Source organism: Vibrio sp. 2433-A1 (assembly GCF_056726085.1).
The window spans coordinates 226,522-248,140 of the sequence record NZ_JBRESC010000005.1 but is presented as its reverse complement, the minus strand read 5'-3'; the positions used below and the strand labels follow the sequence as shown (position 1 = coordinate 248,140).

Sequence of the window (21,619 nt, the reverse complement as noted above, 5' to 3'; positions counted from 1 at the left end):
GGCTTTGTTGCGTAATTCGGACAGAAAAACAAACCGCCCGAAATTGTGCAATTCTTAAACAACAAACTGAGTTTCAGGCATACCAAGCCCTGTAAGCTTGTTCAGCGCTTTAATCATGGCGTAGGTTTCGCCAACCTGAGCATTGTAGTTTCGCAGGCTTAACCTCCCACCTAGCAACTGCTTCACTCGATACATGGCTGTTTCTGATAGTGAACGTTTGTGATAACCATACCGCTTTTTCCACTTCTTGTTGGAGCCGTAGAGCTTTTGGCAACCCACTGCTAAATTGCGAGGATGTCCTTGTTCCCAGAAGGCTGCCCCTTCTCTTGGTGGGATAAGCGGAATAGCTCGCTTAATCCGTATGGCATCATGGCAGTTCCTTGTGTCGTAAGCACCATCTCCAGATATCTCGATGATTTGTCGACGTGTTTGCTTGAGCAAATTAGGAAGGACTTCTGAATCAGTGACATTAGATAAACTCAGTTCTGCTGCTACTATCTCGTGAGTACTGGTGTCGACTGCTAAATGCAGCTTTCTCCAGACTCTACGCTTCCCGTCAGTACCGTGCTTCTTGACCTTCCATTCACCTTCGCCATAAACCTTGAGACCAGTGGCATCAATGGCCAGATGCTGTATCGCACCTCTGGTTTTAGTTTTAAATGAAACCTCAACCTGCTGGGCTCGACGGCTTATACAGGTGTAATGCGGACAAACAAGCGGTATGTTAGCCAGCTTAAATACTGAGTCTAGAAAACCTTGCAGCGCTCTCAATGGCATAGAGAAAACGCGTTTTACCATCAGTGCGGTAGTAATGGCTAGGTCGCTGAATCGACGAGGCCTGCCGCGCTTACTCTGTTTGCTTTGCTTCCACTCGCGTATGGCTTCCTCATCAATCCAGAAAGTGAGTGAACCACGGTTGATTAGGGCTTTGTTGTACTGTTTCCAGTTAGTTGTTTTGTAACGAGGTTTCGGCATAAGGCTACGATGATTAACTGATGTAGCCGATCAGATCGTAACTTCCTGATTTAGTTCCATCGAATTACGCAACAAAGCCCTTTAGAGCCGCACGATAAACCTAAAAACCCTAAACATGACAGGGCAATTTCCTCTGGTTCAGCTACCGTAAAAATTGACGGTAAACCCGCTGCTAGAATTGGAGATTCCGTAGGTTGTGGTGGTGTTTTGCAAGGGGGAAGCAGTGTTAATATTGGCTAAATACTTATTTGATACATTAGTCAAAAAAACACTTGTTACACTGGCTTTTCTTATCTATTTTTCTTCTTTGGCTTTCGGCAAAGAAATGTACGATGTGAGTACGTTGACACCTGATGAGGCCTATGAATATGGCGAACTTTTACGAGTTCAGCTTAAAAATGATGCCGCATTAGAATACTTAAAATTCGCCGCGGATGCTGGCCATGCTAACGCGAGCTATGTGTATGCGCTTGAGTTGAAGAGGAAGCGAACTGCTTATCAGGAAGATGATTCATATCAACAATATCTGACGTTTGCAGCGAGCAGTGGCAGTCTGGCAGCGATGCGCTATCTATACACCAAAGCTGATTGGTTAAGCACTGCCGAAAAATCTAAACTGCGCGATGAGTACTATGACCAATTGATAGAGCTTGGTGCCACTGAGCCAAGCTTTGCTTACTTCCGATTATCTCAGTATTACTTTGAAGATAACCAAGAGTTATCTGCCTACTATTTAGAAAAAGCTCAACAGTTTGATGTGGCAAAAGCTTTTATGGAAGAAGGTGAAAGGATTAAAAATGGTCACATAACCTTCATTTTTCAAGCCAAAAAAGACCGAGTTATCATGCGCCAGTACGTTAAGGCCGCAGAGTTAGGCTATATACCCGCTATTAGACGTATTGTCGCCATCTTCGAAGCGGGAAGTGATTTCAGACAAGCTCTGACTTGGCGTGAGAAAGCGTTAGAAAATGGAGATTTAACCTCTCTTCTGTCACTTTCAAAAATTTATCGAGGTGAGAGTGAACAGTATGATTTTGTCGGTATAGATCTAGTTAAATCAAAAGCGTATCTAGAAGTGTTTTTGCAGACTGCTGGTAGAGATGTATTACCATCTTTATATTCTCAAGCTGAAGATGACTTCTCTAAACTTGCAAAGCTAACTGACAAAGAACAGGCAAAAGAATCTGATTATATTAGAAGTTCCTTAATGTCAGGTACAGACTTTATTAGATATGATGAAGTATTAGATAGTGTTCAGTACTAATTAAGAACATTTTGATGCGATATATCACATATATGCGTCGGATTATTCTTACCATTTTATGATAATTGTCTTATTTTCCGCTTCTAGAAAATAAAGTAATATTCCACACAAATGAATTAGGATTGAGTTTATGTTTATTATTCAATAAATGAGCTTTAAGTGGCGAAATAAATCTTATTATTTTACTACGCTATTTAGGCTATTGAACCTAATTCAATTTACTTCAACCACCCTGTAATTTAAATCGGAGAACCTTGCCTATGTCGAAGGAAGGAAGCGTTGCACCTAAAGAACGCATAAATATTAAATACATCCCTGCAACTGGTGATGCTCAGGCTGAAATCGAGCTACCGCTAAAAACGTTGGTCGTAGGTGATTTTAAAGGCCACACCGAAGAGACTCCTGTTGAGGAGCGCAGTACCGTTTCGGTGGACAAAAATAACTTTGAGTCAGTTATGCGCGAAAGTGAATTGGGCTTGTCTACGGTCGTCAAAAACAAACTCGGCGAAGACGAAAATGCAGATATGCCAGTTGAGCTTCGCTTCAACGCTCTTACCGACTTCAACCCTGACTCTATCGCTAGTCAAGTTCCTGAGTTGAATAAACTTATCGAACTAAGAGAAGCCCTCGTCGCGTTAAAAGGACCACTAGGCAACATTCCTGCATTCAGAGACCGCTTGCAGGAACTGCTGAGCTCTGAGGAATCACGCGACAAGCTACTCAGTGAACTCAACCTCGTTAGTGAAGAAAGTAATTAAAACAAGTTAACACGACTAACATTTGTCATTTTGGATTAGGGATACATTTTAATGTCTACAGAATCGGTACTAGAAAGACCACAACTCTCCGAGGGGAGTCTACTAGATGAAATTATGGCACAGACCAAGATCGCACCAAGCGAAGAAGGTTATGACGTTGCCAAAAAAGGAGTTGCTGCGTTTATTGAGAATTTGATTGGTTCACAGCAAACTGATGAAGCAGTTAATAAATCTCTTGTTGATCAAATGCTTGTTGAACTAGACAAGAAAATCAGCGCTCAAATGGATGAGATTCTGCATGACGAGAAGTTCCAGCAAATGGAATCAGCTTGGCGTGGCTTAAAGTTACTCGTAGATCGTACGGACTTTGGTGAGAACAACAAAATCGATCTGCTGCATGTAACAAAAGAAGAGCTACTAGAAGACTTTGAGTTTGCACCAGAAACGACTCAGTCTGGATTGTACAAACACGTTTATTCATCTGGCTACGGCCAATTTGGTGGTGAGCCAACTGGTGCAATCGTGGGCAACTTTAGTTTCAGTCCTTCAACGCCAGACATGAAACTACTTCAATATATGGGGGCACTAGGTGCAATGGCTCATGCTCCGTTCTTATCGAGTGTAGGCCCTGAGTTCTTCGGCCTAGATAGCTATGAAGAACTGCCAAACATTAAAGATGTGAAATCAATCTTTGAAAGTCCTAAATACACCAAATGGCGTTCACTTCGCGAGTCCGAAGATGCACGTTACCTTGGTCTAACGGCACCTCGTTTCTTACTGCGTGTTCCTTATGATCCAGTAGAGAACCCGATCAAATCATTCAATTATGCTGAAAGTGTCGCTGCATCTCACGAGCATTACTTGTGGGGCAATACGGCGTTCGCACTTGCGACAAGATTAACGGACAGCTTCGCTAAATACCGTTGGTGCCCAAATATCATCGGCCCACAAAGTGGTGGTGCGGTTGAAGATTTACCAGTACATGTGTTTGAGTCAATGGGTGCTCTTCAAGCGAAAATCCCAACAGAAGTTTTGATTACTGATCGCAAAGAGTTTGAACTAGCAGAAGAAGGCTTCATTGCTCTGACTATGCGTAAGGGCAGCGACAATGCGGCGTTTTTCTCAGCTAACTCTATTCAGAAACCGAAGGTATTCCCAAATACCAAAGAAGGTAAAGAGGCCGAGACGAACTACAAACTTGGTACTCAGTTGCCTTACATGATGATCATTAACCGCCTTGCGCACTATATCAAAGTGCTACAACGCGAGCAGATTGGTTCATGGAAAGAGCGTCAAGATCTTGAGCGCGAACTTAACACTTGGATTAAGCAATTTGTTGCGGATCAGGAAAATCCGCCAGCAGATGTACGTAGCCGACGTCCACTACGCGCAGCAAAAATTGATGTTGCTGACGTACAAGGAAACCCGGGTTGGTACCAAGTGTCACTGTCTGTTCGTCCTCACTTCAAGTATATGGGCGCAAACTTTGAATTGTCACTTGTTGGTCGACTAGATCAGGCGTAATTGAAATGACGTACTTTGCACCAGAAGAGAGTACGTTTGGTGTTGGCTTCTTAGAACGCTTAGAAGCCAACTCTGATCCTGTTTCATTTACTCAAGGTCCTTACCCCGAAGATGTGTTGGCTTCGATTAAACGAAATGTCGCTAAAGTCTTGAATACTCGGGTTGGAGGTGCGCAAAGTGCACCAACCCTAGGCCTTATTGATTTTAATGATGCCACGCTAGATACCTTGGATTTGTCTTTGAAAGTGAAGTTATCCATTCAAGACTGTCTACGCCAGTTTGAGCCACGCTTAAAACATATAGAAGTCACAGCTATTTTGGACCGAGATCGCCCCCTATCTCTGCAGTTCCGTATCACGGCACAGATAAATAGTGATGCGATCCATGACAAAGTGCAATTTAACTTGCTGCTAGATCAGAACAGAAAATATCGAGTGGTTTAAGGAATATGAGCCAAGATAAAGACTTTAGAGAAGAGCTTACTTTTCTTAAAGAACAAGGACGGGAGTTTACTGAGATTTACCCTCAGCTTTCTCGCTTCCTCCATGGTCGAACATTAGACCCGGATGTTGAACGCTTACTCGAAGGTTTTGCCTTCCTAACTGGGCGCTTGCGAGAGAAAGTTGAAGACGAGTTTCCTGAACTGACTCACTCGATGATTAATATGCTCTGGCCCAACTACCTGCGACCTGTGCCGAGTATGAGTATCTTGGCATTTACCCCTGATCAAAGTGTCAGTGAAAAGCAGTTGATTAATAAAGGGACTCAGGTCGATAGCAAAGCGATTTTCGGAACGAAATGTCACTTCCAGACGTGTCGAGAAGTGGAAATTTATCCGATAGAGAGTGTTGATGTCAGAGCGCAGCACACTCGCGAAGCGACTGTTATTGATGTGATGCTAAAGACTCAGGGTGATGTCACTCTGGGTAATGCTCTTCTAGAGGACTTACGTTTTTACCTTGGTGGTGACAAATACAGTTCTCAAATGCTCTATCTGTGGCTTAACCACTATCTGGATAAAGTCACCATTGAGATAAGTGGTGCGGAGTTTACTCTCCCTAAAGACAGTTTTAGTGTTGTTGGCTTTGCCAGCAATGACGCTTTACTCCCTTATCCGACAAACGTGTATGAGGGGTATCGTATTCTTCAGGAGTATCTGTCGTTTCCTGAAGCCTTCCACTTTTTTGACCTATCGCGCTTAGATGAGGTTATTCCGAAAAGTGTCAGTGGTGAATTCACTATTAAGTTGCATTTTTCCAAGACGCTTCCTGTAGATGTAAGAGTACAGAAAGAGAACTTCCAACTTTACTGTACACCGATTATTAACTTGTTCTATCACGACGCCGACCCAATCGCTTTGTCCGGTCGTCATTCTGAGTATCGGGTTATACCGTCTAGCCGTTACCCAGCGCATTATGAAGTGTTTAATGTTGAAAGTGTTGTCGGTTGGCAAGACGGACAGCAAGAAGGAAAGCGGGTCCGAGGTTCAAAGCGTGTTTATTCTCCGTTTGAGAGCTTTCAACATGAAGTTGAACGAGTGCGTCACCGCCAGGCTCTTTACTATCGCACTCGAATAAAAGAGAGTATTCGAAAAGATGGTTTTGACAGCTTTATCTCTTTTGTCAGAAGTGACGAAACCATCTCTATCGATGTTGATGAAGCGGTATCAATAAAGCTCATGTGTACCAACCGACTCTTGCCTTTAGATCTTGGCGTTGGCGACATCTGCGAAGCAACGGATACTTCACCGCCTTTTGCAACATTTTCCAATATATCGGTGCCATCGCAATCATTAAGGCCTGTGCTCGATGGGAGCTTGCTGTGGACGCTGATTTCTAACCTATCTCTCAACTATTTATCGCTACTTTCTAAAGATGCGCTGAGTAGTGTTTTAAGAGCGTATGACTTTAAAGCTTTAGTCGATCGTCAGGCAGAGAAAGTATCAAAACGTCGTTTAGAGGCGATTCAGAAGATTGAGTCAAAACCAATCGACAAAATTATGTGTGGCTTACCGATCAGAGGTTTGCAGTCCACGCTTTATATCGATCAAACAGGCTTCGGTTCTGAAGGGGATCTGTATCTTTTCGGCACGGTTTTAAGTCACTTCTTTGCGTTGTATGCCAGCATCAACTCATTCCATGAGCTACACGTCGTCAATGTTACTAATCAAGAGAGGTACACATGGGGTTCTCAAACGGGAATACAACCTCTCATTTAAGTGATGACGGGGGGACTCAGCTGCCTATCGGTATGCCGAGTGAAGTACATGATTATAGCTTTTACCAATTGGTTGAATTGGTTCAAAAGCTCAAAGGGGTCGACCCTGAAGAGTATGAATGGGAGCGAAGCTGCCAGCTGATGTTCAGTGGCAATCCGAGCTTAGGTTTTTCACCGGCAGATGTGGCGAGTTTAGATTTGCTTAATGATGATCGCATGATCATGACGACCAATTTTTTCGGTCTGTCTGGCGCGCAATCGCCGCTTCCAGGCTATGTCGTTGAGCAACTTTTGATGGAAGGGCCGGGCGGACAAAAGCAGCAGTTTTTTGACTTTTTCAATAACCGCTTAATTAGCCTGCTATATCGCATATGGCGAAAGTACAGATACTTTGTTCGCTTTCAACCGGATGCGAAAGACGACTTTTCTGCACAGTTACTCTCTTTGGTTGGATTGGGTTCAACGGACCTTCGAGGTGATACGCCAATCAACTGGTGCAAGATGCTGGCTTATTCGGGCACGTTAGCGGGTCGAAGTCGCTCTCCACAAGTGGTGGCTGGGATCATCGCCCATTGTTTTGATTTGAAAGAGGTTCGAATTGAGCAATGGACGAAAAGAAAAGTGGCTATCGCACCTTCGCAGCAAACCTCAGTTGGTCTAGGCAACGCAGCTTTGGGGGTGTCAACCATCGTTGGCGATTCGGTAGTCGATTGCAATGGCAAGTTCACGATTTGGATCGATGGGTTAAGCCGAAGTCGATTCCTAGATTTCTTGCCGTCAGGTAAGGAGTTTGAACCGCTTTGTAAATTGGTTGAGTTCATTTTACGTGAACAAATGGCTTACGACTTATCACTGACTATGGCGAGTGAAGAGCCTCAACAAATCCTATTGAGTAAAGAGTCAAATGTCGCCTTGGGTTGGACATCGTTTCTCGGCCAAAGCAGTGACAAGAAAAACGTATTAATTCAAGTAAGGCAATGATGATGGGCAAATCTCCTTTAACCAAGTTGACGTTATTGGTTACCAATATACAAAAACTAGAGTCAAGACTCTCGGCGCTAATGGAGTGGGGAGTCGAGGGCGGCATAGTCGGTTCTGATGACAATGCGCATTGGTTGCTTTCTGACTCTAAGGGTGAGGTTTTCCCTCAACACTGTGAAATATTGATGCTAGATGGCGCATTTTGTATCAAGGATCTTTGTGGTGAGACTTACATCAATGGCTCTGTGATGCCAGTAGGTAAAGAGCTGTTGGCAAAACTGGCGCATAACGACCAAATCCGAATTGGTCCATACGAAATACGAGTCATTGTTGGCGACTTAGATACAGAAATCTGCTCTGAATCCCTTAACACCCTTTTTTCTGAGCCAGAAGCTGACCTTTTATCAAACCACGCTTTTGAGCAAGAACTCACGCCTAAACGTAAGCCTGCAGAGAAAACGGATCCATTGGATGCATTAGGCGATTACGTATCAGAAAAGACACGGTCCCTAATTGATGATGAACCTAAAAATAGCAATGACTCAGTGCCTGCCAGTTTGGGCCTTGAAGAAGATCTTTCACCGCAACAGTCGAACATTGTTATGCAAGCCGATAGCAACAACGAGCTGTCGTCATCGATGATGCTCAAGAGAATTCTCAATTTTGGCTTTCGCTCGAAGCAAGAGAGTAAGCCAGAGACAAATACCAATACCACACAAAAAATCGAGTCAAGCCAAGTTACTGGCATTGACCAACAAAAAATAACAACCAACGTTTTAGAGGGCTTTCAAATGGACGAACAAGAATTAGATTTGCTAGAGGAAGAGGTGGCAAAAAGCCTTCCGACGGAAACAAGTAGTGATGTGTCGACTTCAGGTTTAGGCGGACATTTACTTACAGGACCTTTGCTCAATGGCTTAGGCGCGCAACTCAGTGGTACAGATGATATCGCTCGTATGCAGATGTTGTCTCAAGAATTAGGTGAGTCATTACAGTCTTGTATTAAAGGTATCTTAGCTCTGCATCAACAAGTTAACCAAGGGCGTTTCGGCACGCTAAATCGCAATTTACAACCAATTGAAGATAACCCGCTAAGACTAGGGCTCTCTTATCAAGAAACGATTCAAACGCTTTATGACTCAAATAAGAGTGCCGTGCATTTATCTGCCCCATTTGCGATTGAAGAAAGTTTAGCCAATGTACAGGCGCACAATGAGGCGATGCAGTACGCAACAGGCGAAGCATTGACGCAAATCTTAGGCGCATTTTCTCCAGATGTACTCTTAAGTCGATTCCAAAACTATAAGCGCTCTCATCAATCTAGCGTTGAGGATGGTGATGCTTGGGCTTGGCAAATGTACTGCAGCTACTACCAAGAATTGGCGTCACACCGTCAGCAAGGGTTTGAAAAACTGTTCTGGGAAATCTTTGAACAATCGTATGACCGCAAAATCCGAGAAAAACAGTTGGAGTACTGATCGTGAGACATTTGCTCTTTGCGTGCTTTTGTTTTGCGTTACTGACTGGGTGTAGCAGTGAACCTGTCAGCCCGGCAAAAGCACCCACGAAGGTGACATTCAGTCTCGTAGCGACAGAGGGAATGAATCCGAACGTGTGGGGAGAAGCCGCACCCGTTGAGATTCAAGTATTCGAGTTAGTTGATGACTCGATGTTTATGTCATCCAGCTACGACCAGCTAAAACAAGACTATAAAAAGGCTTTAAAAAGCAACTTTATCAAGAGTTATGACTATGTGTTGTTACCAGGCCAATTCAAGTTTGTGAATGAAATTGAAGTGACTGATGAGACGAACTATATCGGCGTCCTCGCCAATTTCTCCGACATTGAACTCAGTGAATGGAAGAAGGCGGTCAAGGTTATCAAGCAAGGAAGGGAGTATCACTTACTGATGTTACTCAATGATTACGAAGTAGATTTACAAAGGGTGGAATAGAGAAGATGTTTTCACGAAATCGTGTAATTTGGAACGAAGGACTTTTCATTAAACCCCAGCACTTCCAGCAACAACAGCGATACTCAGAGTACTTTATGGATGAGCGATTGAGTACAGTCAGTCGTTATTTGTACGGTATCTCGGAGTTTGAGTTCAACCCTGAATATCTTTCGTTTGGTCGCATTGCCATCGAACGAGCAGTTGGCGTTATGCCGGATGGTTCGGTATTTCGAATTCCTCAAGAAGATATTCACCCAGACGCGTTAGAAATAGAAGATGCTTCATTGGCAAACCAGCTTGTGTACTTAGCAGTTCCGCTACGCAGTGAATCGTTACGAGAGATTAACTGGCCTGACGCTCAGGGCACAGGGAGATATGAGAGTCGCCGACTGGAGGTGCGTGATGTGCATACCTTGCAAGGTGATATGACCACCATCGATGTCTCTCCTATTCGGATTCAATTGATGTTGGAAAAAGAAGACCGGAGTGCGTATGCCTCTATGGCGGTAGGAAGAATACTGGAAAAGCGCCCTGATGGTAGTGTAGTGATGGATCCAGACTTTATTCCATGCCTCGTCAATGTTGCTGCAAACTCATCGCTTCACCGTTTTATTAACGAAATTTCAGGTCTGATGCGCGAGCGTGCCAAAAACATCGCTCAGCGAATTGGTTCTCCGGCTCAAGGTGGCGTGGCGGATGTTTCTGACTTTATGTTGCTACAGGCTCTCAACCGTTTACAGCCACAGATTCATCACTTGGCAGAGCTGCGTAGTCTGCATCCAGAGCGTCTATTTGAAAGCTTATCAACGGTGGTTGGCGAGTTAGCCACGTTTACTGACGAAAGTCGACTACCACCAAATGTGGTCAGTTATAACCATGATATGCCAACGGAATCCTTCTGGCCTTTGATTCGCAACTTACGTCAAGCGCTCAGCGTTGTACTAGAGCCAAGAGCGGTCGCGATTCAACTGGATAAACGCAAATATGGTTTGATGGTAGCACCAATTCAAGATCCACAGTTGATGCAAACGGCTGACTTTATCATCGCAGTCAAAGCACGCATGCCGATGGATGATTTACGTCGTCAATTTACCCAGCAAACCAAAGTTTCTTCGGTAGAGAAAATCCGTGAGCTGATTTCTTTGCAGTTACCAGGTGTTCCTTTGGTCGTGCTACCTGTGGCACCACGTCAGTTGCCATATCACGCTGGATACATCTACTACCAGTTGGATAAGACAAGCAGTGCATGGCAGCAGCTTTCGCAGTCTAGTGGCTTTGCTTTCCATATCGCGGCGGCATTTGACGACCTTGATTTACAGTTCTGGGCAATAAGGGATTAGACGTGGATAAAAAAAGTACTCAATTCAGCAGCTTACTTTTTGATGATGCTGAAAAAATCAACCATGACCAAGACTATTGGTTCCAACTTCGCGGTAGTTTGCATAATCCACTTATTGATGCATCAACGCCATTGTTTGGACTTTCCCTGCGTATTCGTCAGCTAACAGATTGCCAAAATATTGAAGCGATTTACGAGCAGACGTTAGAGGAAATCAAAAACATTGAAATGGAGCTAACAGGTCTGGGTTACGAATATGCCGTGCTGATGGCTTATCGTTACATCTTGTGCACCTTCCTCGATGAGGCTGTGTTAGGAACTGAATGGGGCGCTAATACGGTATGGGCTGAACACTCACTGCTATCTCGATTTCACAATGAAACTTGGGGCGGAGAAAAAGTTTTTACCGTACTGAAGCGTCTTGAAAAAGAGCCTGAAAACTACACAGAGCTGTTGGAGTTTATCTACCAATGCCTTGTTTTAGGGTTTGAAGGCAAGTATCGCGTAATTGAGTCGGGGCAACAAGAAAGAGAAAAAGTGATCGATCGACTTTATTACTTATTGCATCACGATGAAGAGCAGAAACCTGTTCAACTGACTCATGCAACAGAGCACGTTGTTCGTTCCAAGTACAAGATCAGCAAACAGTTACCGATATGGACTATATTTGCAGGTTTCGCACTGCTTTGGGTCGGTACATTTATTGGTTACAGCTACCTTCTTCATGTCAAAACAAGTGATGTGATTGAGCAACTGAATCAAATTCTATAACAATAATTAAGGCTAGGTTATTACCGTGATACGTATCGAGCTTCCAACTCTTATATCAAAGTTAAACGAACAGAGTAAGCTTGCGCTAGAACAAGCTGCGACTGTTTGTATTGAACGCCAACATGGCGAGATTACTTTCGAGCATTACTTAGAGGTACTGCTAAATAACCCGTTGTCAGATGTTAGGCTGATCTTTAAACAAGCTAATCTTGACCTCGATGAGCTCAATCGCGCTTTGGTCGATGGCTATACTCGCGAGGCATCTCTAGACAGTTACCCAGCATTCTCTCCGCTGTTGGTGGAGTTACTTCAAGAAGCGTGGTTACTTTCGACCACAGAACTGAATCAGACTGAACTTCGCTCTGGTGCGATTTTGCTTGCTGCTTTGACGCGCGCGGATCGTTACATGGTTCCAAATTTGGTCAAAGTGACCAGTGGTATCAATCGCGAAAACTTACGCAAACACTTCACTGCGATCTTAGTTGATTCTTCAGAAACTCAAGTGGTTGATAAAACGAAAAATCATAGCAATGCTGCGTCAGGTTCGGACTTATCCATTTTAGATAAGTACTGTACTAATGTGACCGCGCAAGCTCGTAACCAAGAATTGGATCCTGTGCTGTGTCGAGAGCATGAGATCAGTCTAATGATCGATATCCTTTGTCGCCGTAGAAAGAACAACCCAATCGTAGTCGGTGATGCCGGGGTAGGTAAAAGCGCTGTTATTGAGGGGCTGGCACTGTGCATTGCTTCTGATCAGGTACCTAACCAGTTGCGAAACGTCGAGCTTTATTCACTGGATTTAGGTCTACTTCAAGCTGGCGCGTCAGTTAAAGGCGAGTTTGAAAAACGACTGAAAGGCGTGATTGATGCGATCAAACATTCGGCGTCTCCAATCATCCTTTTCATTGACGAAGCACACACGCTTATTGGCGCAGGTAATCAAGAAGGTGGCGGTGATGCCGCGAACTTGCTTAAGCCGGCCCTTGCCCGTGGTGAGCTAAGCACCATAGCCGCGACAACCTGGAAAGAATATAAGAAATACTTTGAGAAAGACCCGGCATTGACACGCAGATTCCAACTGGTCAAGTTGGATGAACCGAGTGTTGAACAAGCGGTAGATATATTGCGAGGGCTTAACTCAGTTTATGAAAATACCCATAAGGTCCTAATTACCGACGAAGCACTTAAAGCGGCTTCAGAGCTGTCAGCGCGTTATATCTCTGGTCGTCAACTGCCAGATAAAGCGATCGATGTGTTAGATACCGCATGTGCTCGTATTGCGATTAATTTGACCACTCCGCCTAAACGTCTTGCGGCAATTGAAACAGCGAAGCATCAGCGTCAGCTTGAGATTGACATGCTTAATCGTGCTCAGCTATTAGGCCAAGACTTAGATACGGCGAGATTGGATGAGCTGCAAACGCAAAGCATTGCCGATGAACAAGAGCACCAAGCACTGAGTGAGAGCTGGCAGTATCAAAAGCAGCTTGTAGAAGAGATCATTGAGCTGCGCTCGCAGCTATCGACAGGCGAACAAAGTGATGAAGAGCGTTTAGAGTGCAGTGATCAGATCCGTGCTAAGTACAAAGAGATTGATGGGATTCCTCATAAAGAACGTCTTATTCATCCTCAGGTCGACGAGCAACAAATAGCTGAAGTGATTGCCGATTGGACTGGCGTACCTGTCGATCAAATGAACAGCGACGAGCTGTATAAAATTACCCATTTGACCTCAATTTTAGGCCGTGCAATTAAAGGTCAAGATGTTGCGATAGAGCGAGTACATAAACATCTTCTAACGGCGAGAGCCGACCTTCGTCGCCCAGGTAGACCGAAAGGCGCATTCCTTCTGGTTGGCCCTAGTGGTGTGGGTAAAACCGAGACAGTTGTACAGTTGGCCGAGCATCTCTATGGTGGCAAACAGTTCTTAACCACCATCAACATGTCTGAGTATCAAGAGAAGCACACCGTATCTCGACTGATCGGTTCACCTCCGGGTTATGTGGGCTACGGAGAGGGCGGTGTGTTAACTGAAGCTATCCGCAAGATGCCTTATTCGGTCGTTTTGCTTGATGAAGTAGAAAAAGCGCACCCTGAAGTATTGAACCTCTTCTATCAGGCCTTTGATAAAGGCGAGCTTGCTGATGGTGAAGGTCGAATCATCGATTGTCAGAACGTCGTTTTCTTCCTGACGTCGAACCTAGGCTATCAAACGATCGTCGATTACGCAGAGCGTTTAGATGATCTTGATGATGCGCTTTATCCAGAGCTGGCTGCCTTTTTCAAACCGGCGTTACTTGCTCGAATGGAAGTCATCCCATACATGCCGCTTTCTCCTCAAGTCCTTGACGTTATTGTAAGAGCGAAACTTGAGCGTTTAGAGCATCTGTTTAAAGAGCGTTATGAAGCAGAGGTCATTATCGAGTCTTCATTGATTGATGAAATTCTTGCCCGAGCAACGCGTTCAGAAAATGGGGCCCGAATGCTTGAAGCCATTATTGAAGGTCAGCTTCTGCCACCAGTTTCTCTTGCACTACTCAACAAACTTTCAGAGCAGAAACCGGTTAACCGCATTCAATTGTCTGCCGTTGACGGACAATTTAAAGGCGAAGTGGAGTAGGTATGGCAAATTGGTTAGTAAGGACGACGGAGCTCATTGGCATTAAGTCCAAAGATGAGTTAACTCAGACATTCGCTAAAGTATTGATTGAAGAGCTGAGTTTGGCACATTGTTTAGTGCTTTCTCCTAACAATGAAGGACGCCGACTGATCCCCCACGATACTAGCCTGTCGGCATCGTGGTCAGTGAATGACTTGAGCAATCCGTTTGCTCACGTGTTGCAAAATTCTAAGGCGATGACGCTTTCTGCTGATGAGCTACTATTTTGGCAAACGGATCGAGCGTTCTGCGAATTAGTTTCTCAAGTTGGCATGTTTGATGGTGTGCGTATTCAGCCACTACCTTTGCAGTCAAAGTACGTTCAATTTGTAATTTATATGCAAGGGGAGCCGAGCAAAATCAACACCGCTTTTGAAGACGACATGTGTACCGCTTTTGTTGGGGTATTTACTAAGCAATGGCAGTTACTTGATGAGTTAGAGAAAGAGCAACGCGATCTTAAAGAGCTATCGGAGTCTCTGAGTGAGATTCAACGTGATAGAAAGCAGCATGAGCTTGCCAATGACCTGTCCCATTCACTTATCGGCGACAGTCGTACTATGCAGCGACTTCGTCAGCAGATTGTAAGTGCCGCAGCGTCGCAACTCTCTGTCATGGTGCAAGGTGAGACAGGTACAGGTAAAGAACTCGTTGCTCAAGCGATTCACCAACTTTCTTCACGTAATCAAAAACCAATGGTGGCGATTAACTGTGCTGCGATTCCAGAAAATCTGCTAGAAAGCGAGTTGTTTGGTTACTGTAAAGGTGCCTTCTCTGGTGCAGAGTCTGATCGGCAAGGGTTGATTGCTCAAGCCGATGGTGGAACGCTATTTTTGGATGAAATCGGTGACATGCCGTTAGCGCTGCAAGCCAAGTTATTGCGAGTACTGGAGAGCAAAAGATTTAGACCTGTTGGTGGCAAAGAGGAGCAAGCATCTGACTTTCGCCTTGTTTCTGCCACGCACGTTAATCTGTTAGCTCAAGTTCAAGCAAAAAAGTTCAGACAAGATCTCTATTACCGACTGTTCCAATATCCATTAACGCTGCCAAAGTTAGCGGAGCGTCTAGAAGATATTGAGCAACTGAGTGTGCACTTCATCAAGGAGTTTAACGAGCGACATGGACGCGTTATTCGTGGTCTTCATTACCGAGCATTAGATTGTCTAAAACAGTACGCTTTCCCAGGTAATGTACGTGAACTAAAGCACTTAATTGAGTTTGGTTGCGCGCAGACTGATGATAACTCGGAGATCAATGAAGGAAGCCTTGCTAATCGCATCGCATGTTTGAACTTTGAACTGAAAAGCTTGAGTGAGCCAACGCAAATGGCGACCCATTCTCAATTTATTCAAGACAGCCCTTATCAGCATCCACCTAGTGACTTCGCTGGCATCACAGACTTGAAACAAGCAGTGAGTGATTACGAAGAGCAGGTTATTCGTGACCGTTTAAACTTCTTTGCCGGTAATCGAGGCAAAGCGGCGAAAAGCTTAGGAATCCCAAAGAGAACGCTAGCATACAAGTGTCAGAAGCTGGAGATCAAGGCGCTATGAGAATAGTGATAACCAGACTTATTTGCCTAGCATGTGCCCTTTGGTGGTTACCTGTAAATGCTCAAGAGGTTAACACGTATCAGTGGGAGCGGGTGGAGCAATGTCGAATCATTGCGAAAAGGCTCGAACGATTAAGGTGTTATGACCAGTTGTTTGATACGCCAGTGACCTTAAAGGGACAGAGTCATGAGCCGGATAAACCTAAGGTATGGATGCTTGCTTATCCAAACAGTAGCGCAGAGAACAGCCAGACTCTGAGCTTAAAGGAATCGGCTTTGGGTGAGAATGCATGGGTCACTTTATCAGCTCTGCCACAGGGCGAGGCTGATTCCCCAGTTCTCGTTATGAGCTGCATGGATGAAATCAGTCGCGTTCAGTTAGCACTTCCTAAACCATTAATTGATGCGCGTATATCAGTTTCAGTGGCTCAAGGGCAGCGGGAGTATTGGAGAAGTGATGATGAGGGCGTGGTCTTCTCATCGGCGCAGGGACTCCCAGCGATAGAGCTGATGAAACGAATGGCTCAGCAGAGAAAGGTGACACTGAGGTCGAACTCAGACACTGTGGATGGACTGCAGTTTGACACAGTGGCGCTGCAAGCGGCGCTGCGGCCCTTACGACAGCGTTGTCGGTGGTAAATATGGAACTTACTCAATATCGCACTTGTATTGTCTCTCCGATCAGCGATTCCTCTCCAGTCGGTGAACGGCTGCTAGATGAACCGTTATTTGATTTCATTGAAGATCAGATGATGAAGGTTGGCTCACTCTCCCATGCGAGTGTGCAGTGGCAAGAGGTGGAGCACAGTACGCTTCAGCTGCTTAAAGAGAAAAGTAAAGACATCAAACTCTTGGTTTATTTGCTGCAATGTCTGCACCAAGACCTGAGCGCGGTTCGCTTGATTGCTTCATTTAATGTGATGGGCGATTTTATTTCACATTATTGGCAAGAGAGTTTTCCTGCGCCAGGTAAGCGAGGCAATCTCCCTCGTCGCAAATTCTTTAGTCAGATGTGTCAACGTTTCTCGATGGCGCTGGATAAGTTCGACTTTAGTCAACTTGATAGTCAAGCACGAGAGGATTTAAGCAGTGCGGTGTCCGCGTGGCAAGAGGTGATTACGACCAATGATCTCCAATCAGACATGGTTGAGTCTATAGCGTTAACTGTAGAGAACCAGTTGCGCAAAGCGAGTGAACGTGAACAGGTCAACAGCAAAGCGTCACCAGTGACTTCCGAGGCTTCATTAAGTGTCTCTGACGCGAGACCGGATCCGCTAGTGATTGATAATTCAAGTGGTAAAGCCGCTAAAGAAACCTTGTTTAAAGTGGCTGATTTTCTCTCTGAACAAGAGTTTGGCGCAGCGTTATCGATTCGGGTTCGTCGTCATGCTTTATGGGGGGCGATTAGCTCGCTGCCAGATCACGATAGCAATGGGCATTGCCTATTAAGAGGAATGAATACCGACCGAGCTAAAGAGTACCGAGACCGTTGTTCTCAACCTAACTTAGCTCTATGGCGACAAGTGGAGCAAAGCATCACCATGTCACCATTTTGGTTCGAAGGGCAGTTGCTCAGTCATGATATTGCCAAAGCACTTGGCTATGAGCAGTGGTGCCAAGCTATCAGAGAAGAAACCCAGACGTTTGTCGAACGCTTTCCTCATGTCATCAACTTGAAGTTTAAAGATGGGGAACCGTTCATCACCGATCCAGTTAAGCAGTGGTTGGAGAGCTGTGAAGGTCTTAATTCGTCGGCGCCTCGAATGAACAGTTGGCAAGAGCAAAGGGATGAAGTCTTTAATCTTGCTAAAGAAGGCGGAATTGCCGTTGCGATGTCACGCATCAATGATGGCTTAGTCAAAGCAAGTGAGCCACGTGAGAGGTTTTACTGGCGACTGCTTAGCGCCGAACTGCTGAAACATCATCATCTTGATGGAATGGCAAAAGAACAATTTCAACATTTAAAACAAGAAGCTATGCAAGCGCAAGTCTCTCAATGGGAACCTTCGCTCATAGAACAATTAGAGCAAAATACAGCGTCAGTGTAAGTTAAAGGAATCCCCATGTGGAAAAGTGTTATAGGGTTTGTAGCTAAATTCAAACCGGGTATGGCAGCAGCAATGCCTGTCTTACTCCTTATTCTATTTATTTTAGTTAATGTTTCTATCTGGTGGGCAGGCCCTTGGCTTGTTATGGGTGAGACACGGCCGCTAGAAACAGTGATGGCCCGTGGTTTAACATCGGTTATCTTTTCTTTGTTTACCATCTCTGGTTGGGGCTTATGGCAGTGGAAACGGTTACGAACGCTTAAAAGTCAGCAGCAGCGAGAAGAGCAACTGAAACAAGATCCGATTTCTGTTTATGAACAGCGCCAAGAAAGTGAATTAAATGGCGTTATGGCGGAAATGAAGCAGAGTCTAAATAGCCGAAATTATTTGTATGCACTGCCTTGGTATCTGGTACTTGGTTTAGAAAATGCCGGTAAGACGAGCTTGATTAATCGTTCTGGGCAAAACTTTGCGCTTTCATCTGTTATGCGCGCATCAGGTAAAAAGAGTGACAACCCATACTCGTTTGATTGGTGGATTGGTGACGAATCGGTACTGATCGACCCTGATGGCGAGTTGCTGACTCAAGGCAATCGAAGTGAAGACAATGACGGCGAGATGGAGCGCCGATTATGGCTCAACTTTATTCATTGGCTAGACAAAACACGTAGCCGCAGACCACTGAATGGTATTGTTTTAGCCTTAGATATTTCTCATTTGGCGACCTCAACGGCTTCTGAACGCAAAGCTTATGCGAATCTGCTGCGTGCAAGAATCCGTGAACTAATGGAAACATTGACGACGCGATTACCTGTCTATATCACCTTGACTAAGCTGGATCTTTTACATGGTTTTGACCCCTTCTTCAAGCATTACTCAAGAGAGCAGCGCGATGAAGTGTTGGGTTTCACTTTCTCACTTGAGTCGGTTGAAAACGTCGATCACTGGTTAGAAGAGTTTACCCAAGAATATGGGAAGTTTGTTGGTCGAATCAACGAGCTGCTTCCACACGCCGTTTCTGAGCCGATGGAGCAAGAAGAGCGTGCGGCGATCTACAGCTTTACACGTCAGATTTCAGGTTTGCAAAGTATCTTGAAAGGCTTCTTTGAAGATGCGTTGTCGAGCGATCAATTCTCTACCTCAGCACTGGTACGTGGTGCCTACTTTACATCGGTTTATCAGCAAGGGGTACCAAGTAACGCATTCAGTGATTCTGCGGCTCGTCGCTACGGTTTATCACATGCTATAAACAAAGCTCAACATGCTAAAAACTCTACGGTGTACTTCACCCAACAACTGTTTAGCAACATTATTTATCCAGAAGCGGGTCTAGCCTCGGATAACTTCCGAGTCGCTAAGCAGAAGCGTCGCCTTATTGGGCTCTCTTTTGCAACCTGTACTGTAGCGTCAGTACTATTGATTGGTACTTGGCATCAATACTATTCAAAAAACTACAATCAGTCAGACGCGGTGCTGACCAAAGTTAATGAATATAAAAAGCAGTTCCCTTCGAATTTATCCATCGCATCTCAGAAGGATATTTTGGAACCACTCAATAAGATTCGTCAGGCGACACTAGAGTTTGGCTTCTTTAGGGATAAACCAAAGTACATCTCTGATATGGGCCTTTACCAAGGACATACAATCGGTCCCATGGTTGAGGATACTTACCTTAATTTGCTCGAAAGCCGTTTCTTGCCGTTACTTATGGCAGACGTAGTCGTGGATTTAAAGCAAGCTTCTAGCGACGAAGAAAAGTTAGCTACATTGAGAGTCTATCGAATGATGGTGGATAAAAGTGGTCGCTATAAAGATTATGTACTTGATTACTTCAGTAAGTATTGGCAACGCGCTTTTGCAGGAGATAAAGCGGTTCAAGGCCAACTGCTTGACCACCTAGACTATGCGATGCGTCATACTGATCTAGAGGCGTCAAAGCTAGCGGGAGATGAGTTGGCGATAGCCGCGATGAAGCCGTATGAGTCGACTATTGCAGAGGTGCAAGATGCGCTAAGTACCATGCCAAATGATCAGCGTGTTTATCGTAACTTGAAGCTTAATGCACAGACCGTTCTTGGTCCATCGATCAGTATCCGCAATCTAGTTGGGCCAATCTTTGATGTGGTGTTTGAAGAGCGCGTATCTAATCAGAGCTTATATATCCCTCAGATGCTAACCAAGGCAGGATTTGAAAACTACTTTATGCCGCGATCTGAGTCTGTATCTGAGCTTGCCCTTATTGATAGCTGGGTATTAGGTCAGTCGAAAACGGCGCAATTTAGCGAAGCAGACAAGCAAGTTTTACGTGAGAAGATTCGTAATCTTTATGTGGCGGACTACATCAATACATGGCGCGCTGCGCTCAATGATATCGATATAAAGTATTTCTCCGATCTGAACGATGCCGTAGTGGTTCTAGAAAACATCACGGGTAACGTTGAGCCTCTGCAGCGACTACTGAGAACGCTAGACAGTAATACTCAGCTAATCGCGGGCCTTGATGTTTCAGATGAAGCACAAGCTGAGTTAGTGAAAAACGCCAAATATCAAGTATCGTCGAATATTCAATCTCCTTTCGCTGAATTAAACTTAATGTTGAAGCCCATTGGCGAGCAACCTCCTTACATTAATGAGGTGCTTAACTCAGTCGATGAGCTAAAAGCTTACCTAAAAAGCATTCAAGAATCCCCTGACGTAGGTATGGCGGCACTTGAAGCGACGAAGTCACGAGTCAAACTCGTTAGCGCTGATCCAATCTATACGCTGAAACGCATCTCTTCAGGTTTACCAAAGCCTTTAGACATGATGATGGAAAAGCTGGCAGATGAGAGCTGGTACGTGGTTAAGCAGGAAGCAATTAAGCACTTAGAAGTACGTTGGTATGAGGATGTTTATCAGCCATATTATGCCAAGCTTGCTAATCGATACCCGTTTAATGACAAATCCACTAAAGACGTGGCTTTAGAGGACTTTGAAACGTTCTTTGCGCCAAAAGGGACGCTGGATAACTTCTACTCGAACCAACTTAAAGTCTTTATTGATGAGAATATTTCTGTTGATAGCTCTGACTCAATGCAGTCTATCATCAGACCAGAAGTGTTAGCACAAATTAAGCAAGCGCAGCGAATTCGTCAGGCGTTCTTTAACCGTAAGGGCATCTTAGATGTGAATTTCTCGGTCGAGCCGATTCAGCTAAGTAGTAATAAACGCCGCAGTGTCCTGAATGTCGATGGGCAATATTTATCTTATAGCCATGGTCCGAGATCGGGAGCTGAGCTGATATGGCCAAATACATTACGTGATTCCGCTATATCTAAAGTTACCTTGGTGCCAACTAAGACCAATACTTCCCCACGCAGTATTAATATTCAAGGGCCTTGGGCATTTTTCAGGCTACTGGATAAAGGGGATGTACTGGCGGCGAGTCCAACCTCGGTTGACTACAAGTTTGGCTTTGCTGGTGGTGAGATGATTTATCGTATTAATGCTGAATCTGACGCGAACCCGTTTACTGAACGTCTGTTTAAATCATTTAAGCTTTCTAAGACCCTCTATTAACGATTTGTTAGGGAGT

Annotated in this window: 17 protein-coding genes; 16 read left to right on the top strand and 1 reads right to left on the bottom strand. The window is 44.7% G+C overall.

What is annotated here, in order from left to right; translation table 11 throughout:
• Positions 1–54: 54 nt before the first annotated feature.
• Positions 55–975 (bottom strand): IS5 family transposase, encoded by a 921-nt coding sequence (locus ACU01J_RS07630; protein WP_481085133.1) that lies wholly within the window; start codon positions 973–975, stop codon positions 55–57.
• A gap of 63 nt (positions 976–1,038) precedes the next feature.
• On the opposite strand from ACU01J_RS07630, the gene ACU01J_RS07625 reads away from it, so the two are divergent.
• The 16 genes from ACU01J_RS07625 (at position 1,039) to tssM (ending at position 21,603) form a co-directional block, all read left to right on the top strand.
• A complete protein-coding gene (locus ACU01J_RS07625) occupies positions 1,039–1,215 on the top strand; it encodes a PAAR domain-containing protein (RefSeq protein WP_481085141.1) in 177 nt (58 codons plus the stop codon).
• On the top strand, positions 1,199–2,239 hold the full coding sequence (locus ACU01J_RS07620; RefSeq protein ID WP_481085132.1) for an SEL1-like repeat protein: 1,041 nt from the start codon (positions 1,199–1,201) through the stop codon (positions 2,237–2,239). Before ACU01J_RS07625 ends, ACU01J_RS07620 begins: the two co-directional genes overlap by 17 nt.
• Before the next feature lie 260 nt (positions 2,240–2,499).
• Positions 2,500–2,997, top strand: a complete 498-nt coding sequence (gene tssB, locus ACU01J_RS07615) for a type VI secretion system contractile sheath small subunit (RefSeq protein ID WP_481085131.1) — start codon at positions 2,500–2,502, stop codon at positions 2,995–2,997.
• A 51-nt stretch (positions 2,998–3,048) separates the two neighbouring features.
• Positions 3,049–4,521 carry a type VI secretion system contractile sheath large subunit gene (gene tssC / locus ACU01J_RS07610; protein ID WP_053438441.1) on the top strand — a complete coding sequence of 491 codons (1,473 nt, stop codon included), beginning with the start codon at positions 3,049–3,051 and terminating at the stop codon, positions 4,519–4,521.
• Between the two features lie 5 nt (positions 4,522–4,526).
• Positions 4,527–4,964, top strand: a complete 438-nt coding sequence (tssE, locus tag ACU01J_RS07605) for a type VI secretion system baseplate subunit TssE (RefSeq protein WP_481085130.1) — start codon at positions 4,527–4,529, stop codon at positions 4,962–4,964.
• Positions 4,965–4,969: 5 nt separating this feature from the next.
• On the top strand, positions 4,970–6,739 hold the full coding sequence (tssF, locus tag ACU01J_RS07600; protein WP_481085129.1) for a type VI secretion system baseplate subunit TssF: 1,770 nt from the start codon (positions 4,970–4,972) through the stop codon (positions 6,737–6,739).
• Positions 6,703–7,719, top strand: a complete 1,017-nt coding sequence (gene tssG, locus ACU01J_RS07595) for a type VI secretion system baseplate subunit TssG (protein WP_481085128.1) — start codon at positions 6,703–6,705, stop codon at positions 7,717–7,719. Before tssF ends, tssG begins: the two co-directional genes overlap by 37 nt.
• A 2-nt stretch (positions 7,720–7,721) precedes the next feature.
• Positions 7,722–9,197: a type VI secretion system-associated FHA domain protein TagH gene (gene tagH, locus ACU01J_RS07590; protein ID WP_481085127.1), complete on the top strand. Its 1,476-nt coding sequence runs from the start codon at positions 7,722–7,724 to the stop codon at positions 9,195–9,197.
• 2 nt (positions 9,198–9,199) lie between these two features.
• A complete protein-coding gene (tssJ, locus tag ACU01J_RS07585; RefSeq protein WP_053438446.1) occupies positions 9,200–9,673 on the top strand; it encodes a type VI secretion system lipoprotein TssJ in 474 nt (157 codons plus the stop codon).
• 5 nt (positions 9,674–9,678) lie between these two features.
• Positions 9,679–11,013, top strand: a complete 1,335-nt coding sequence (tssK, locus tag ACU01J_RS07580; protein WP_481085126.1) for a type VI secretion system baseplate subunit TssK — start codon at positions 9,679–9,681, stop codon at positions 11,011–11,013.
• A gap of 2 nt (positions 11,014–11,015) precedes the next feature.
• Positions 11,016–11,783, top strand: coding sequence for a type IVB secretion system protein IcmH/DotU (icmH, locus tag ACU01J_RS07575; RefSeq protein ID WP_481085125.1), 768 nt, complete (start codon positions 11,016–11,018; stop codon positions 11,781–11,783).
• A 25-nt stretch (positions 11,784–11,808) separates the two neighbouring features.
• Positions 11,809–14,406: a type VI secretion system ATPase TssH gene (tssH, locus tag ACU01J_RS07570; RefSeq protein ID WP_481085124.1), complete on the top strand. Its 2,598-nt coding sequence runs from the start codon at positions 11,809–11,811 to the stop codon at positions 14,404–14,406.
• A 2-nt stretch (positions 14,407–14,408) separates the two neighbouring features.
• The gene (locus ACU01J_RS07565) at positions 14,409–15,998 is read left to right on the top strand and encodes a sigma-54 interaction domain-containing protein (protein WP_481085123.1); all 1,590 of its coding nucleotides are present in this window, start codon (positions 14,409–14,411) and stop codon (positions 15,996–15,998) included.
• A complete protein-coding gene (vasI, locus tag ACU01J_RS07560) occupies positions 15,995–16,636 on the top strand; it encodes a type VI secretion system-associated protein VasI (RefSeq protein ID WP_481085122.1) in 642 nt (213 codons plus the stop codon). Before ACU01J_RS07565 ends, vasI begins: the two co-directional genes overlap by 4 nt.
• A gap of 2 nt (positions 16,637–16,638) precedes the next feature.
• On the top strand, positions 16,639–18,045 hold the full coding sequence (gene tssA / locus ACU01J_RS07555; protein WP_481085121.1) for a type VI secretion system protein TssA: 1,407 nt from the start codon (positions 16,639–16,641) through the stop codon (positions 18,043–18,045).
• Between the two features lie 15 nt (positions 18,046–18,060).
• Positions 18,061–21,603, top strand: coding sequence for a type VI secretion system membrane subunit TssM (gene tssM / locus ACU01J_RS07550; protein WP_481085120.1), 3,543 nt, complete (start codon positions 18,061–18,063; stop codon positions 21,601–21,603).
• Positions 21,604–21,619: the final 16 nt, after the last annotated feature.